At 74.0% G+C, this 15,651-nt stretch carries 15 protein-coding genes; 10 read left to right on the top strand and 5 right to left on the bottom strand.

What is annotated here, in order from left to right:
* Positions 1-26 precede the first annotated feature (26 nt).
* Positions 27-479, top strand: a complete 453-nt coding sequence (locus ACH35V_RS21785; protein ID WP_395974714.1) for a helix-turn-helix domain-containing protein — start codon at positions 27-29, stop codon at positions 477-479.
* The gene (locus ACH35V_RS21780; RefSeq protein WP_395974713.1) at positions 472-840 is read left to right on the top strand and encodes a DUF4180 domain-containing protein; all 369 of its coding nucleotides are present in this window, start codon (positions 472-474) and stop codon (positions 838-840) included. The genes ACH35V_RS21785 and ACH35V_RS21780 overlap by 8 nt, the downstream gene beginning before the upstream one ends.
* Here ACH35V_RS21780 and ACH35V_RS21775 read toward each other — a convergent pair.
* Positions 780-2,015, bottom strand: coding sequence for an MFS transporter (locus ACH35V_RS21775; protein ID WP_395974711.1), 1,236 nt, complete (start codon positions 2,013-2,015; stop codon positions 780-782). The genes ACH35V_RS21780 and ACH35V_RS21775 overlap by 61 nt on opposite strands.
* An 88-nt stretch (positions 2,016-2,103) precedes the next feature.
* On the opposite strand from ACH35V_RS21775, the gene ACH35V_RS21770 reads away from it, so the two are divergent.
* From ACH35V_RS21770 to ACH35V_RS21760, 3 genes are read left to right on the top strand one after another with little or no spacing between them, the layout of a single operon-like run.
* A complete protein-coding gene (locus tag ACH35V_RS21770) occupies positions 2,104-3,201 on the top strand; it encodes a LysR substrate-binding domain-containing protein (protein WP_395974710.1) in 1,098 nt (365 codons plus the stop codon).
* A 47-nt stretch (positions 3,202-3,248) separates the two neighbouring features.
* Positions 3,249-4,229: an ATP-binding cassette domain-containing protein gene (locus ACH35V_RS21765; protein WP_395974708.1), complete on the top strand. Its 981-nt coding sequence runs from the start codon at positions 3,249-3,251 to the stop codon at positions 4,227-4,229.
* Positions 4,226-5,011: an ABC transporter permease gene (locus tag ACH35V_RS21760; RefSeq protein WP_395974707.1), complete on the top strand. Its 786-nt coding sequence runs from the start codon at positions 4,226-4,228 to the stop codon at positions 5,009-5,011. The genes ACH35V_RS21765 and ACH35V_RS21760 overlap by 4 nt, the downstream gene beginning before the upstream one ends.
* Here the strand turns inward: ACH35V_RS21760 and ACH35V_RS21755 are convergent.
* From ACH35V_RS21755 to ACH35V_RS21740, 4 genes are all read right to left on the bottom strand, one after another.
* Positions 4,989-8,195, bottom strand: coding sequence for an ATP-binding protein (locus tag ACH35V_RS21755; protein WP_395974706.1), 3,207 nt, complete (start codon positions 8,193-8,195; stop codon positions 4,989-4,991). The two genes, ACH35V_RS21760 and ACH35V_RS21755, sit on opposite strands and share 23 nt — an antisense overlap.
* 39 nt (positions 8,196-8,234) lie before the next feature.
* Positions 8,235-9,071, bottom strand: a complete 837-nt coding sequence (locus ACH35V_RS21750; protein WP_395974755.1) for an HAD family hydrolase — start codon at positions 9,069-9,071, stop codon at positions 8,235-8,237.
* 108 nt (positions 9,072-9,179) lie between these two features.
* Positions 9,180-9,368: a hypothetical protein gene (locus ACH35V_RS21745; protein ID WP_395974704.1), complete on the bottom strand. Its 189-nt coding sequence runs from the start codon at positions 9,366-9,368 to the stop codon at positions 9,180-9,182.
* A gap of 121 nt (positions 9,369-9,489) precedes the next feature.
* Positions 9,490-10,206 carry a sigma-70 family RNA polymerase sigma factor gene (locus ACH35V_RS21740; protein ID WP_395974703.1) on the bottom strand — a complete coding sequence of 239 codons (717 nt, stop codon included), beginning with the start codon at positions 10,204-10,206 and terminating at the stop codon, positions 9,490-9,492.
* Between the two features lie 248 nt (positions 10,207-10,454).
* Between ACH35V_RS21740 and ACH35V_RS21735 the strand changes: the two genes are divergently transcribed.
* The 5 genes from ACH35V_RS21735 to hemC all read left to right on the top strand — a co-directional run bounded on the left by ACH35V_RS21735 (position 10,455) and on the right by hemC (position 15,648).
* Positions 10,455-11,801, top strand: a complete 1,347-nt coding sequence (locus tag ACH35V_RS21735) for a putative quinol monooxygenase (RefSeq protein WP_395974702.1) — start codon at positions 10,455-10,457, stop codon at positions 11,799-11,801.
* A gap of 5 nt (positions 11,802-11,806) precedes the next feature.
* Positions 11,807-12,076 carry a glutaredoxin family protein gene (locus ACH35V_RS21730; protein WP_395974701.1) on the top strand — a complete coding sequence of 90 codons (270 nt, stop codon included), beginning with the start codon at positions 11,807-11,809 and terminating at the stop codon, positions 12,074-12,076.
* Between the two features lie 299 nt (positions 12,077-12,375).
* A complete protein-coding gene (locus ACH35V_RS21725; RefSeq protein WP_395974699.1) occupies positions 12,376-13,116 on the top strand; it encodes a redox-sensing transcriptional repressor Rex in 741 nt (246 codons plus the stop codon).
* A 28-nt stretch (positions 13,117-13,144) separates the two neighbouring features.
* Entirely contained in the window at positions 13,145-14,683 is a 1,539-nt protein-coding gene (locus tag ACH35V_RS21720; protein ID WP_395974697.1) for a glutamyl-tRNA reductase, read from the top strand.
* Positions 14,680-15,648: a hydroxymethylbilane synthase gene (gene hemC / locus ACH35V_RS21715; RefSeq protein WP_395974696.1), complete on the top strand. Its 969-nt coding sequence runs from the start codon at positions 14,680-14,682 to the stop codon at positions 15,646-15,648. Before ACH35V_RS21720 ends, hemC begins: the two co-directional genes overlap by 4 nt.
* The last annotated feature ends 3 nt before the right edge of the window (positions 15,649-15,651 follow it).

Here is a 15,651-nt window from a genome sequence, read left to right as displayed (position 1 = left end):
CCTATACGCCCCTAAGATGGGGAACGATGGCGGAGAAAATGTACTCTGTGGAGGAGGTCGCCGACCTCCTCGGTCTCCATGTGCGCACCGTCCGCGGCTACATCCGCGCCGGACGGCTCGCGGCCGTCCGGATCGGCAAGCAGTACCGGATCTCCGCCGCCGACCTGGAGGCATTGACCGGTCGGCGGCCGCCGCCCGCGAACGCGGCGTCCCCGGTCGAGGTGTCGAGCATCGTGCAGGTCGACGGCGTCGACCGGGTCGCGGCCGACCGGCTGAGCACGCTCGTGCTGGCCGGGGTGAACACGGGCGGCGGCGCCGGGCCTCCGCTGCGGGTGCAGGCCGTCCATGACGAGGAGCGGAGCCGGATGAAGATCGTGATACTGGGCGGCGCCGCCGCGACCGCCGACGTGCTGCGCCTGATCGACGCCGTCATCGGCGGCGAGAACGGCCTGCTGGCCTCGGAGGACGACCATGCCTGACGTGGTGGAGGAGCGGGCCGGGGCGCAGGTGCTCGTGTGCGACCCGGACGGCCCGCCGATCGCCACCGAGCAGGACGCGCTCGACCTGATCGGCGCGGCCTTCCTCGGCGCGGAGGTGGTGGCCGTGCCCGCGAGCCGCCTGGACGAGCGCTTCTTCGCGCTGGGCACTCGCTTCGCAGGCGATGTCATGCAGAAGTTCGTCAACTACCGGCTGCGTTTGGTGGTTGTGGGCGACATCTCGCGGCATGTGGAGGCCAGTTCGGCGTTGCGGGCTCTCGTCCGGGAGTCGAACTCGTCCGGTCACGTGTGGTTCGTCCCCGATCTCGACGCGCTCGACGCCCGCCTCCGCACCGTCGCCTGAGCCGCCCGAGCCCCGGGCGCCGCGATGACCTGGACGACGGCGCCCGCCGCCAGGAGCCCGGCGAGCCACATGACCGAGGCGGTGCCGAGACCGTCGGCCGCGCGTCCGCCGAGCAGGGCGCCGAGCGCGATCGCGGCGTTGAACACGGCGACGAGCAGCGCGGACGCCGCCTCCTCGGCGTGCGGGGCCGCCGCGAGCAGCCAGTTCTGCACCGTCACCGACACGCCGCCGTAGGCGAGCCCCCACAGCATCAGCAGGGCCGCGCCGCCGCCGAGGGATCGGCCGAGCAGCGGGACGAGCAGCACCGTCAGGGCGAGCGTCGCGCCGAGGACCAGCAGGGTGGCGCGCGGCGACCGGACGGCCCCGGCGCCGCTCGCGAAATTCCCCGCGACGCCCGCGACGCCGTAGCCGAGGAGCAGCGCGCCGATCTGCCCGGCGTCCGCGCCGGAGACGTCCTCCAGCACGGGACGGACGTAGGTGTACGCCGCGAAATGCCCGCTGACCAGCAGCGCGGTGGCGACCAGGCCGGCCCGGACGCGCGGCTCCGCGGCCAGCCGGGCCGTGCCGCGCAGGCCGGTCGCCCGCGCCACGGGCAGCGGCGGCAGCAGCACCGCCATGACCACCGCGAGGACGGCGGCGAGCCCGGCGGACGCCGCGAACGCGGCCCGCCAGCCGGCGGCCTCGCCGAGCAGCGTCCCGGCGGGCACGCCCAGCACCGACGCGATCGCGACGCCGCTGAAGGCGACCGCGATGGCGGTCCCTCTCGACCGTCCGGGGACGAGCCGGGCCGCGAGGGACGCGGCCAGCGCCCACACCCCGCCCATGCCCGCGCCGACGAGGACGCGCCCCGCCATCAGCGTCGCGACGTTGGGCGACCAGGCCGCCAGGGCGTTCCCGAGCGCGAGCGTCAGCAGCAGCGCCACCACCACGGGACGCCGGTCCATCCGGCCGAGGACGGGGACGATGAACGGCGCGGACACGGCGGCGACAAGGCCCGTGACCGTCAGGGCCAGTCCGGCGACCCCCTCGCTGACGCCGAGCGTCCGCCCCATCGGGGTGAGCAGGCCCACCGGGAGCATCTCGGAGGTGACGACGGTGAAGGTGGCGGCGGCGACGGCACCGACCGCCGCCCAGGCCGCGATGCCCGCGCCGTCCGGGGAGGTCACGTGTCTCATGGCCCGAGTCAACCGGCGGCCCGGCGGCCGGAACAACGACGTATGTCTCACGGCTGCATTAGTGACGCTCATCGATCACGGAGGCGGGATGTCCGGTCTGGAACTGCGCGAACTCGAATGCTTCCTCGTCCTGGCCGAGGAACTGCACTTCGGCCGGGCCGGTGAACGGCTCTACATCTCGCAGGGCAGGGTCAGCCAGCTGCTGCGCTCGCTGGAGGACCGCGTCGGCGCCCGGCTGGTGGAGCGGACGAGCCGCCGGGTCGACCTGACCCCCCTCGGGGAGGCGTTCCGGCGGGACCTGCGTCCGGCCTACGACGGCCTCCGCCAGGCGGTGGACGGCGCGCGCCTGGCCGCGCGCGGCGTCGAGGGGACGCTGCGGGTGGGCTTCCAGTGCTTGGCGAACGACCAGGTGACGGAGGCCGCGTCGCGCTTCCAGGAGCGGCACCCGGCCTGCGTCGTCGAGCTGGCCGAGCTGCCGCTGCACGACCCGTTCGGGGCTCTGCGGCGAGGCGACCTCGACGCGGCGATCGTGCTCGGGCCCGTGCTGGAGGACGACCTGGTCGTCGGCACGATCTTCTCGCGGCAGCCGCAGACGGTCGCGCTGTCGGTGCGGCATCCGCTGGCCGCGCGAGACTCGCTGTCCGCCGAGGAGCTGGCCGGATGCGCGTTGGTCCAGGTGGGCGGCCCGGCGCCCGGCTACTGGCGGGAGAGCTTCGCGCCGTCGACGACGCCTGGGGGCCGTCCGATCGGGGCGGGCCCGGTGGTCGGCACCCTTCAGGAGGGGCTCGCGCTGGCGGCGGCGGGACGGGGACTGATGCTGCTGTGCAGGGCGACCGCCGAGGACCACGACCGGGGGGCCGTCACCTACGTCCCGGTCACCGGGCTGCCCGAATCCACGCTGGCGCTCGTCTGGCGCCACGACCACGAGACCGCCCGGGTCCGCGCCTTCGCCGCCGAGCTGGCGGACGTCGCGCGCCGCGCCGAGTCGGCCGACGTCGCGAGCCGCGCCGAGTCGGCCGACGCCGCGCGCCGGGTCGAGCAGGCGGACGTCGCGCGCCGCGCCGGGCGGGCGGACGTCGCGCGCCGCGCCGGGCGGGCGGACGTCGCGCGCCGCGCCGGGCGGGCGGTGCCCGAGGACGCGCCGCGTGCCGAGCGTCGGGGGATGCGCCGCGTGCCGGGTGGGTGAAACCGGGGTGAAAGCGGCCTGAAGGCGGGGCCGTGCAGGGTGCGGGCATGAACAGAGAACCGGCGCAGACGGCCATTCAGGCGATCGGTCTGCGGAAGGCGTTCGGGGAGAGGGTCGTCCTCGACGGGATAGACCTCGACGTCCCGCGCGGGACGGTCTTCTCACTGCTGGGCCCGAACGGCGCAGGGAAGACGACGGCTGTGCGGATCCTGTCCACGCTGATCCCTGCGGATGGGGGCGTCGTGCGGGTCGCGGGATGTGATCTGGCCAGGGACCCCGACGGGGTGCGCAGGGCGATCGGCGTCACCGGGCAGTACTCGGCGGTGGACGGCCTGCTCACCGGCCGCGAGAACCTGATCCTGATGGCCGACCTGCACCACCTCGGCAAGACCGAAGGCCGCCGGGCGGCGGACGAGCTGCTGGAGCGGTTCGACCTGGTGGAGGCGGCGCGCACGATGGTCGCGACGTACTCCGGCGGGATGCGGCGGCGGCTGGACCTCGCGATGACGCTGATCGGCGCCCCGCGGATCATCTTCCTGGACGAGCCGACCACCGGCCTCGACCCGCGCAGCCGCCGCACCATGTGGGAGATCATCCGCGGCCTGGCCAGGAACGGCGTGACGATCTTCCTGACCACGCAGTACCTGGAGGAGGCCGACCAGCTCGCCGACAAGATCGCGGTGCTGGACGGCGGGCGGCTCGTGGCCGAGGGCACCTCGGACGAGCTGAAGCGGCTCGTCTCCGGCGGGCACGTCCGGCTCCGGTTCCATGATCTGGCGGCGCTGGACGCGGCGGCGCGGACGCTCGGCGCGGTGACGCTCGGCGCGGTGACGCGCGACGACGACGCGCTCGCCTTGCAGGTGCCGAGCGACGGCGGCGTCCGGTCGCTGCGCTCGCTGCTCGGACGGCTGGAGGACGAGTCGATCGAGGTCGACGAGCTGTCCGTCCACACCCCCGACCTGGACGACGTGTTCCTCGCGCTCACCGGACGCCCCCAGCCGCAGCGGAACGAGGTGACCTCCGTATGAGCACGCTCTCGCACGCGGCGGCGGACTCGGCGACGATGCTGCGCCGCAACCTGCGGCACGCGCTGCGCTACCCGTCCCTGTCGGTCGGCATGATGATGATGCCGATCCTCATCATGCTGCTGTTCGTCGGCGTCTTCGGGAACGCGCTCGGCGCGGGCGTCGGCGGCCCGGCGAAGGGCGACTACATCAACTACGTCGCGCCGGGGATCATCCTGATGGCGATCGCGTCCGGGTGCCTGACGACGTCGGTGTCGGTGTCCCTCGACATGACCGAGGGCATCGTCGACAGGTTCCGGACGATGGCGATCGCGCGGGTGTCGCTGCTGACCGGGCACGTGGTCGGCAGCATGATCCAGACGGTGATCAGCACGGCCGCGGTGATCGGGGTCGCGGTCGCGCTGGGCTTCCGGACGCACGGCGGCGTCCTGGACTGGCTCGCCGCGATCGGCCTGCTGGTGCTGCTCACGTTCGCGCTGACCTGGGTGGCGGTCGCGCTGGGGCTGCTGGCGAAGAACCCGGAGGGCGCGAGCAACTCGCCGCTGATCATCCAGTTCATGCCGTTCCTCGGCAGCGCGATCGTCCCGCCGGAGTCGATGCCCGCCGGGGTGCGGTGGTTCGCGGAGTACCAGCCGTTCACGCCGATCATCGAGACGGTCCGCGGCCTGCTGGTCACCTCGCCGAGCGGGAAGGACGCGGCGGTCTCGCTCGCGTGGTGCGCCGGGCTGGCGATCGGCGGCTACGTCTACGCGAAGTTCCTGTTCAACCGGAAGGCACCCCGCTAGCCCCGCCGGCCCCGCCGGGCGCAAACTCGCGGGCGAGTTTGCGCACCTCGTTCCGCAGGGCCGCGCCGTCCAGGCCAGCGTACTCCGACACCGCGGCGGAGTGCGCCGGCGCGTCGGCGTCCTCGGCCTCGCGGCGCGCGGCCGAAGCGGACATGGTCGGCTGGAACGACCGGACGTGGTGCAGCCGCTCCGCCAGCGCGATCGTCCGCGCGGCCCGGGACCGGACGTCTGGTGGGGCCGCATCGCCCCGGCGCGCGAGGTCGGCGACGGCCAGGGCGAGGAGGACGCCGCCGCAGAACGGCAGGTCCATGAAGAAGGACGGCATCGTGTCCTGCGGCAGCGCGAGCAGGTCGGACAGCTTGGCGGGCAGCCCTGCCGCGAGGTCCTCGACGAGGTCGAGCCGCCCGTGCCGCGCGTGGGCGACGACGGTGGCGCAGTGGGCCTCCAGCGTCCACGGGTCGAGGCCGGGCGCCGCCATGGGGTCGTCGGTGTCCGCCAGCCGTTCGACCGCCTGCCGCCAGAGCCGCAGGCCCGCGTCGGCGTCGCCGCGCACGAGGGCGACCTCCGCGCGGGCGCCGAGGTTGAACGCGGCGACGCCGGACGTCTCGTCCGGGCCGGACACGAGCGCCTGGTCGAGCCACCGTTCCGCCGTGTCGTACTCGCCGAGGCTCGCGTGGGCGGCGGCGAGCGCCCACAGCAGCCCGAAGTTGTCGGGCCATCCGTGCCGCTGCACCAGGTCAAGCGAAACGTGGAGGTGGTGCACGGCCCGTTCGCCCTGGTCGAGCTGCATCAGCAGCTCACCGAGCCGCGAGTGGACGAAAAGGCTGAGCCACGGGGTGTAGGTGTCACCGGCCACCGCCAGCATCGTCTCGGTGACCGCGAGCGCCCCTTTCAGGTCGCCGTCCCGTTCCCGGACGTAGCCCGCGACGCAGTTCGCGATGGCGGCGAGGGCCGGTTCGTCGCTCGCGCACATCCGGTCGAGGAACTCCGCGCCGCCGTCCGGGTCGAGGAGCTTCGGCCCGGACGCCGTCACGAACGCCAGCGCCCGGACGACGCTGGTCGGCGGGACGGGCGGCAACCGGCGCAGCGCGACGAGCGTGCGCGTCGCCCGCGGGCCCTTCAGCATGGACGAGGTCAGGACGCTGAGCGCGAGGGCCGTCCGGGTCGTCTCGGCGTCCTCGGGACCGGGACGGAAGCGGCTCAGCAGCCCGGCCGTCTCCTCGGTCAGGACGATCATCCTGCTGTACGCGGACTCCAGCGTCCACAGCCCGCTGAGGACGGCGGCCACCGCCGCGACCGCCGGGCCGTCGTCCCTGGCGAGCCCATGGCGCAGCGCCTGCAGCAGGTTGTCCTGCTCGACCCGGACGCGCGCCAGCGATCCGAACGGCTCGGCCCCGAACAGCGCCTCGTGGTGCGCGGCCCCGAACTGCCGGGCCCAGGCGAGCAGCCCGCCGACCGCGCGCTCCGTCTCGCCCGCCGCCTCGCGGTGCGCCGCGCTGAACTCCCGGACGCTCTCCAGCATCCGGAACCGCGTCCCGGCCTGCCACTCGGTCATTTCGAGGAGCGACTGGCCGACGAGGTCTTCCAGGGTTTCCAGGGCGTCGCCGTCGAGGAGGATGCGCGCGGCGTCCGCGGTGAAACCGGCCGAGAAGACCGACAGCGACCGCATCGCCGCCCGCCTGGACGGGTCGAGGAGAGTCCAGCTCCAGTCGACGACGGCGTGCATGGTCCGGTGCCTGGACGGCGCGTCCCGCACGTTGCCGCGCAGGAGGGCGAACCGGTCGTCCAGGCCGCGGGCGATCTCGGGCACCGACATGACGCGGACGCGCGCCGCCGCCAGCTCCACGGCGAGCGGCAGCCCGTCCAGGTGGCGGCACAGCTCCGCGGCCGCGTCCGCGGGGACGTCGGCGCTCGGCCGCGCCGCGTGCGCCCGCTGCCGGAACAGCTCGACGGCCGTCGGCAGGTCGAGCGCGGGCAGCGGGTACACCGACTCCGACGACAGGCCGAGCGGCGCGCGGCCCGTGGTGAGGACGCGCAGGTCCCGCGTCCGCGACACCAGCGCGCCGACCAGGGCGGCGACGCCGTCCACCACGTGCTCGCAGTTGTCCAGGACGAGCAGCACCGGGCCGGGACCGAGCGCCTCCACGATCCCGCCGACCCGGTCGGCCGCCCCGCCGAGGCCGCGCGGCGCGGCCGCCGAGCGCAGGTCGCTGACGCCGAGGACCGACGCCACCTCGGCCGACACGTCCTCGTCCCGCGCGACACCGGCGAGCGGGACGAGATGCACGGCCCGCTGCGGCGCGTCGCGCGCCACGGTGTTCGCGAGCCGGGTCTTGCCGAGCCCGCCCGTCCCCACGATCGAGGTGACGCGGGACGTGCGCAGCAGCCCGAGGACGGCCGCGATGTCGCCGTCGCGGCCGAGCAGCGGGTTCGGCTCGTGCGCGACGCCGCGCCGGACGGCCGGGGCCTCGTCCCGCAGCAGCTCCTGCTGGACGGCCCGCAGCGCGTCCCCCGGATCGGTGCCGAGCTCGTCGCGCAGGGAGCGCCGGTAGGACTCGAACCGGGCCAGCGCGGCGGACGGTCCCGCGGTCGCCGCCTCGCAACGCAGCAGCCAGGCGAGGACCTCCTCGTCCCGGGGATACTCGCGGGCCACGGCGGTCAGCGCGTCGAACGCCTCCGCGTGCCGGTCGAGCCGCGCCAGGGCGAGCGCGCGGGCGCGGGCGAGCGTCCAGTACGTCGAGACCCTGCCCGCGCGCAGCACGGACAGGGGGTCGTCGTCGCCGTCCGGCTCCGGGGGAGCGTCCCACAGAGCGAGGCCCTGCTCGGCGTGGGCGAGCGCGGCCGCGTGGTCGCCGTCGCGGGAACCGCGGGCGCTCGCGGACGCGGCGAGCAGCACGGCGGACGCGTCGACCTCGTCCTCGCGCAGGCCGAGCCGGTATCCGGCCGGGGTGCTGGCGATGACGTCCGCGCCGAGCTGCGACCGGGCCCGCGACACCACGACCTGCAGCGCCTTCGCCGGGTTCTCGGGACGTCCGTCCGGCCAGAGCCCCTCCACGAGGCGCACGATGGACGCGCCCGCGCGCGGTTCCTCGGCCAGCAGCGCGAGGAGGCCGCGCATCCGGGGGCTCGTGACGTCCCGGCCGCGGCAGGACACCCGCGTCAGCAACGTCAGCTCGACGGTCACGGGGACAGGCTAATCCCGGCGCCGTCCTGGACGGGCAGGTCAGTTCGCGCGGTAATGGCGGCGCAGCGCGATCCCGGCCGCGACCCCGCCCGCGAGCGCGCCCGCCCCGGCCGCCGCGGGCAGCGCGATCATCGTCACCCTGCGGCCGGTTCGGAAGTCGTGGATCGGCCAGCCGTTCTCCTTGGCGTGCTCGCGCAGCTCCGCGTCGGGGTTCACGGCGTGCGGCTGGCCGACCGCCGTCAGCATCGGCAGGTCGTTGATCGAGTCGCTGTAGGCGGCGCAGCGCGCCAGGTCGAGGCCCTCCCGCTGTGCGAGCGCGCGGACGGCCTCCGCCTTCGCGGGCCCGTGCAGCAGGTTCCCGACGAGCCGTCCGGTGTAGACGCCGTCGCTGGTCTCGGCGACGGTGCCGAGCGCGCCGGTGAGGCCGAGGCGGTGCGCGATCGTCCGGGCGACCTCGACGGGCGTGGCGGTGACGAGCCAGACCTGCTGGCCCGCGTCCAGATGCTGGAGGGCGAGGGTGCGGGTGCCGTGCCAGATCCGGTCGGCCATCACCTCGTCGTAGATCTCCTCGCTGAGCGTGACGATCCCGGCGACCTTCTGCCCGGCGACGAACGCGAGCGCGGCCTCCTTGGCGCTGCCGATGTGCTCGGAGTTCTCGGTGCCGCGCAGCCGGAAGGTGGCCTGCCCCCACGCGAACATGGCGAGGTCGCGCATGGTGAACAGCTTCCGCGCGGCGAGCCCGCGCGCGAAGTAGTAGATGGACGCGCCGCGCATCATCGTGTTGTCGACGTCGAAGAACGCCGCCGCGGCGGGATCGGGCTCCGGCAGCGGCTCGTGCTCGGCCGCTGCCGCCGCGGCGGCCTCTCCGGCGCTCACATGATCTTCGTCCTTGCCCCGCTGCCAGAAAGGAAGCTGCCAGAACGAGCCCCGCCGAAGCGGGCCCTGCCGAAACGACCGCTGCCTTATCTGAACCATGGGGCGACTCTAGTCAACCGCCTCCCTCGCACCGTCGCCTCGCCCGTGATTGCGACGGCCGTCACTCCGGTCGCCCGCCGCCGCGACGAGCCGCTCGCGCAGCACGGCACGGAACCGCGGGTCGGGCCCGGCTTCGCTCGCCCGCAGGCGGGCGAGCGCGTTCCCTTGTTCGATGATCTTCCCTCGCCTGGTTCTCACTGGCTCTCCTTCTGGAGTCCAGGCGTAAACGCTCTCCTGACCGCACAAACGATCGGGCGGCGCGGAGGGTTACGGCCGCGCCGCGAATAGACGATCAATTCAATAGAGCGAGCGGCGGGGGTCAGTGGCGCAGGTCGTCCGGGAGCATGCGGCCCAGCGACCGGACGGCCCGGTACTGCAGCGCCTTGATCGCACCCGTCTTCTTGCCCATGACCAGCGCCGTCTCGGCGACCGACAGGCCGTGCAGGAACCGCAGGACGATGCATTCCTGCTGCTCCGACCCCAGCCGCCGGACGGCCTCCAGCAGCGTCCGGTTGGTCATCGAGTCCAGGACGGCCCGCTCGGGCCCCTCCTGGTGCCGGTCCGGCTCGACCAGCTCGGCGGTGCAGACCTCCAGCCGGTAGCGGCTGGACTTGAAGTGGTCGGCGACGAGGTTCCGGGCGATCGTGACCAGCCAGGCCCCGAAGTCCTTGCCCTGCCAGTGGAAGTCGCAGATGCGGCGCAGCGCGCGGAGGAACGTCTCGCTGGTGAGGTCCTCGGTGAGCGAGTGCGTCCCGACCCGGTAGTAGACGTAGCGGTAGACCAGCTCGACGTAGTGGTCGTAGAGGGAGCCGAACGCCTCGGCGTCGCCGTCCCGCGCCCGCAGGACGAGCGCCTTGAGGATCTCCGCGCGTCCGGCGTCCTGCTCGGCCGCGCGGTCGGCGGCGCGGTCGGCGGCGTCCCGTCCGGGCAGGGTCCGGTCGGCGCCGCGGAGGCCGGCGGAGCCCAGCGGGCCGAAGCCTCCTCGTGGGGGCCGGGGCCGCGGGAGGACCCCGGCATCGAGGGACAAGCTGCTCATGCAGTTCTCCTCGGGGCTTACGCGACCTCCGGCGTGATTTGCCACTCTAGATACCGCCAGGTACCAGAGGCAATGCCGCACGCGACCCCCAAATGGCGTACCTCAGCCACTGGCGATGACATGCCACTTGACGTATGCGCACTGGCCGGGCGGTGTAGGCGCGCACGCCACCGGCGCGTGCCGCGCGGGCGCGTTCACCTGGAGGCGGGTTACCCCTCCGCCGCCGCCATCGGGCACCATGGGGCGCGATGGTCGACGCTCTTCTCGCGCTGGTGGCGACCCTTGGTGCCTTAGTGGCCACGGGGTTGCTGATCTCGCGCGCCAACAAGGACCGGCTGCTCTACCTCATCGCCTGGTCGTTCACGCAGGTGGGGCTGTCGCTGTCGCTGCTGTGCATGACCGTCGGCTTCCTGGCCGGGTTCAACGGCGTGCTGTTCCGCGTCGCGGAGCTCGGCGCGGCGCTCATCGGGCCGATCTGGCTCGCGCTCGGAATGATCGAGCTGATCGCGCGGTACGTGCAGGTGCGGTTCGCCGGCTGGCTGTTCGCGATCTCCTACACGGTCGTCGCGACCGTCATCCTCGTCCTGGACCCGCTCAAGGGCGACCTGTCCAAGAAGCTGCCCAAGCCGGGCTCCACCTACGACGCGCTGCCGCTGCTGCTGATCGACGGCGCGCACGTCGTCGCGGTGCTGGCGCTCGCGGCGTGCACGGGCGTCACCGCGTGGCTGGCGAGCAAGCGCGACCAGGAGGCCGCCGAGCTGCTGATCCCGGTCGCGCTGGTCGCGCTCGCGGGCGTGCTGGTGGTCAGCGGCACCCGCGGGTTCCTGCCCGCGCCGCTCGCGGTGATCGCGCTCGGCGGCGCGGCCGGGCTCGTCTGGTACGGCGCGATACGCACGATCCCGGTGTACGAGGACGAGGAAGGCTACGAGGGCTACGAGGGCGGGGACGAGTACGGCGACGGGTACAGGGACGAGCCCGCGACCGGCTACGAGGAGCAGGGCTACGCGGGTGCGCGGCACGAGCCCGTCTCGGCGCCGACGCCCCCGGCCCAGGACCCGCGGCGTGGAGAGCTCCGGTTCCCCGACCCCGTCCCGGCGGCCCCGGTCGACGACTTCCGGTTCCGGGAGAACCCGGCCGGGCCCACCGCCGTCGACGGCGTCGGCGGCGTCGGCGGGGCCGCCGGTGTCCCGGGCATCGGCGGCGGGCTCGTCCCCGAGCAGGCGCGTCCCGCCGGGGCGCCGAAGGGCGGGCTGGGCCGGCTGGCCGACGCGTGCGGCCAGATCACCGTCTACACGCTCCTGGACGGCCGCGAGGACGCCTTCGACCGGCTCGCCACCGACCTGGTGAAGGCCGCGCTGGCCGCCGAGCCCGACACGGTGATCTTCGCCTGCCACGAGGTGGTCGGCGCCCCCACGCAGCGGATCTTCTACCAGCTCTTCCGGGACGAGGCGGCGTTCGCCTCCCACCGGCAGCAGCCGCATCTGCAGCGGTTCCTGGCCGAGTCCCGCACGCATGTGCTGGCCACCAACGTGATCGAGCTGCGGCTCGGCCCGGCCAAGGTGCCGCTCCCGGCGCCGGAGTTCCCCGGACGGTGACGGCGATGGGCTCCTCGGCGGGCGGCGACGTCACGATCACCCTGCTCGGCAAGCCCGGCTGCCACCTGTGCGACGACGCCCGCGCGGTGATCGAACGGGTCGCCCGCGAGCTGGACGTCCCCTGGGAAGAGCGCGACATCACGAAGTCGGAGCGGGACACCGAGCAGTACTGGGAGCAGATCCCCGTCACGCTGATCAACGGCGTCCAGCACGACTTCTGGCGCGTCGACGAGGACCGCCTCCGCGCGGCGATCGGCGCGCTGCGCGCCTCCTGACGCGGCCGCCGGGTGTCTGGTCGGTCACATCCGGGCCCGGGGCCCGGCGTGCGCCCAGGACGCCCGCCCGCGCTGGAAGTCCCTGGTTTATGGACCTTCGCGGCGTACCCGTCCGTACCGCCGGTGGGGCTACGGAGGGGGGCGACTTTGTGCGCGTATTCACAAAGGCTTAACCTGGTGGACGGCCCCGAGGCGGTCAGGCCGCGGCCGTGCGGCCGTCTCCCGGCCGTCCGAGCGGTGCCGGGGGCCTCGCGGCCTCCATCCCAGCGTCCGTCCCAGCGAGCCCGAAGAAGCAGGCCGTGACACCTCGACAGAACCGCCAGCGCGACCGCGCAGGACGCGGCATCCCCGAAGCCACCGTGGCGCGGCTTCCGGTGTACCTGCGGGCCCTCACCGGGCTGCAGGAGCGCGGCGTCGCGACCGTGTCGTCGGAGGAGCTCGCCGCGGCGGCCGGCGTCAACTCGGCCAAGCTCCGGAAGGACCTCTCCCACCTGGGCTCGTATGGCACGCGCGGCGTGGGGTACGAGGTCGAATACCTCGTCTACCAGATCTCCCGGGAGCTGGGGCTGACGCAGGACTGGGTCGTGGCGATCATCGGTGTGGGTAACCTGGGCCGTGCGTTGGCCGGCTACGGCGGTTTCGCGTCCCGCGGGTTCCGCGTGGCGGGCCTGCTCGACGCGGACGACTCCATCGTCGGCCAGGAGATCGCCGGCATGACGGTGCAGCACATCGACCGGCTGGAGGACATCATCGCGGGCCACGGCGTCTCCATCGCCGTGATCGCGACCCCCGCGGGAGCGGCCCAGGGGGTCTGCGATCGCGTCGTGGCGGCGGGCGTGACGAGCGTCCTGAACTTCGCGCCGGCCGTGCTCTCGGTGCCCGACGGCGTCGACGTGCGCAAGGTCGACCTGTCCATCGAACTGCAGATCCTCGCGTTCCACGAGCAGCGCAAGGCCGGCGGGCCCGACGGCCCCGCCGACCTGCCCGGCGGCGGTGCGCCGCCGGGCACGAAGCAGTACGTGGAGACGGTCGAAGCATGAGCGCAGCGGGAGACACGGGAGGCAGGGCGTGAGCGTTCTGGTCGTAGGGCTCAGTCACCGGAGCGCTCCAGTCGCGGTGCTGGAGCGGGCGGCGGTGGCCGGGGACGACCTGGTGAAGCTGCTGCACGCCGTGCACGGCTCCGCGCACGTGGCCGAGGCCGCGATCGTCTCGACGTGCAACCGGGTCGAGATCTACACGGTGGTCGACAAGTTCCACGGCGGCGTCTCGGCGGTCTCCGAGGTTCTCGCGCAGCAGTCCGGCGTCGCGCTGGACGAGCTGTCGCGGCACCTGTACGTCCACTACGAGGAGCGGGCCGTCCAGCACGTGTTCGCGGTTGCGTGCGGGCTGGAGTCGATGGTCGTCGGCGAGGGGCAGATCCTCGGGCAGATCAGGCAGGCGTTCCGCGTCGCGCAGGACGAGGGCACGCTCGGCCGCGAGCTGCACGACGTCCTGCAGCAGTCGCTGCGCGTCGGCAAGCGCGCCCACCACGAGACGGGCATTGACCGGGCGGGCGCCTCGCTGGTCAGCGTCGGGCTGGACGTCGCCGCCCGGCATCTCGGCCCGCTGGACGGCGCTCGCGCGCTGGTCGTCGGCGCCGGGTCGATGAGCTCGCTCGCCGCGGCGACGCTGAGCCGCGCCGGGGCGCGCGAGGTCGTGATCGCGAACCGCACCCACGAGCGGGCGGTGCGGCTGGCCGAGTCGCTGGACACGCCGTCCCGCGCGATCGAGCTGTCGGCGATCGACTCCGCGGTGGCCGCGGCCGACCTGGTGGTGTCCTGCACGGGCGCGACCGGGCTGGTGCTGACGGCGGCGCAGCTTCAGGCGCAGGGCGTCGGCGCTGACGGGCGGAACCGGTTCTTCCTCGACTTGGCGCTGCCGCACGACGTCGAGCGGTCCGTCCGCGACCTGCCGGGCGTGGGCCTGGCCGGGCTGGACGACCTGCGGACGGCCGAGGAGGCCGCGCACGCCATCGGCCCGAAGGCGGTCGAGGCCGTCCGGCGGATCGTCTGCGACGAGGTGGAGGCGTTCCTCAGCGCCGCCCGCGCCGCCGCCGTGGCCCCGACGGTCGTCGCGCTGCGCAGCAAGGCGGCCGACGTCGTCGAGGCCGAGCTGGCCCGGCTGGCCGGACGGGTGTCCGGGATCGACGACCGGGCCCGCGGGGAGATCGAGCAGACCGTCCGGCGCGTGGTGGACAAGCTGCTGCACGCGCCGACCGTCCGGGTCAAGGAGCTCGCGTCGGCGCCGGGCGGCGACTCCTACGCCGACGCGCTGCGCGAGCTGTTCGACCTGGACCCGAAGGCGCCGGAGGCGGTGGCCCGCGCTGACATGCGCGACACCGAAGTGAGCAACGAAGGGGAAGGCGCGTGGACGGGCTCCGCCCGTACGGTGGACCCGGAATGCGCTGAAGCCGACTGCGTGAGCACCATGCCCGCGACGGACGGTCCGAGTGCGCGGGAACTGAGCGACCACGGGCTGCGCGCGGAGACGGTGAACGCGCAGGCCGCGAACGTCCGGGCGGTGAGCGCCCGCGACACCGTGGCGGGGCGCGGAGGAGACCAAGGATGAGCGGTAGCGAACCGGGGGGTGTGGGGCGTCCGCTGCGGCTCGGCACTCGCAGGAGCCTGATGGCGACGACCCAGTCGCAGCAGGTCGCGGACGCGTTGACCCGGCTGACCGGGCATGCGGTGGAGCTGGTGGGGGTAACCACGGAGGGTGATGTCTCCAAGGCCCTGCTCGCCCAGATCGGCGGGACGGGAGTCTTCGTCAACGCCCTCCGCGACAAGATCCTGTCCGGCGAGGTGGACTTCGCCGTGCACTCGCTGAAGGACCTGCCGACGTCCGCGACGCCGGGGATCGCCATCGCCGCGACCCCGCACCGCGACGACCCCCGCGACGCGCTCTGCGTCGCCCCCATGGCCACACCCCACCACCCCCGGGGCGGCCCCGCGAAGCTCGCCGACCTGCCGCGCGGGGCGCGCATCGGCACCGGCTCCCCGCGCCGGGTGGCGCAGCTGCGCGCGATGCGGCCCGACCTGGAGATCGTCCCGATCCGCGGCAACGCCGACACCCGGCTCCGCAAGGTCGCCGACGGCGAGCTGGACGCCGTCGTCCTCGCCCATGCGGGCCTGAAGCGGATCGGCCGCCTGGACGCGGTCGGCGAGGTCTTCGACCCCAGCCTGATGCTGCCCGCTCCCGGGCAGGGGGCGCTCGCGCTCGAATGCCGGGCCGACCGGCCCGACCTCCGGGAGATCCTTGGAACGGTCGATGACGCCGCGACCAGGCGGGCCGTCACCGCCGAACGGACGGTCCTCGCCGTGCTCGAGGCGGGTTGCTCAGCGCCCGTGGGGACGTACGCTGCCGAAGTAGATGAAAAGCTCCATCTGACGGCGACCGTCGTGGCCTACGACGGGACCCGGCAGGTGCGGCTGTCCGCAAGCGGCCACCCGGACGCCGCGGAACAGCTCGGACGCGATCTCGCGGACCGGCTGCTCGCGCAGGGGGCCGACCAGTTGATGGGGGAGCGCGATTGAGCC

The sequence above is a fragment of the Actinomadura sp. 1N219 genome (assembly GCF_044326405.1).
In the GTDB taxonomy this organism is placed as follows: domain Bacteria; phylum Actinomycetota; class Actinomycetes; order Streptosporangiales; family Streptosporangiaceae; genus Spirillospora.
This window is presented reverse-complemented; position numbering and strand designations above follow the sequence as displayed.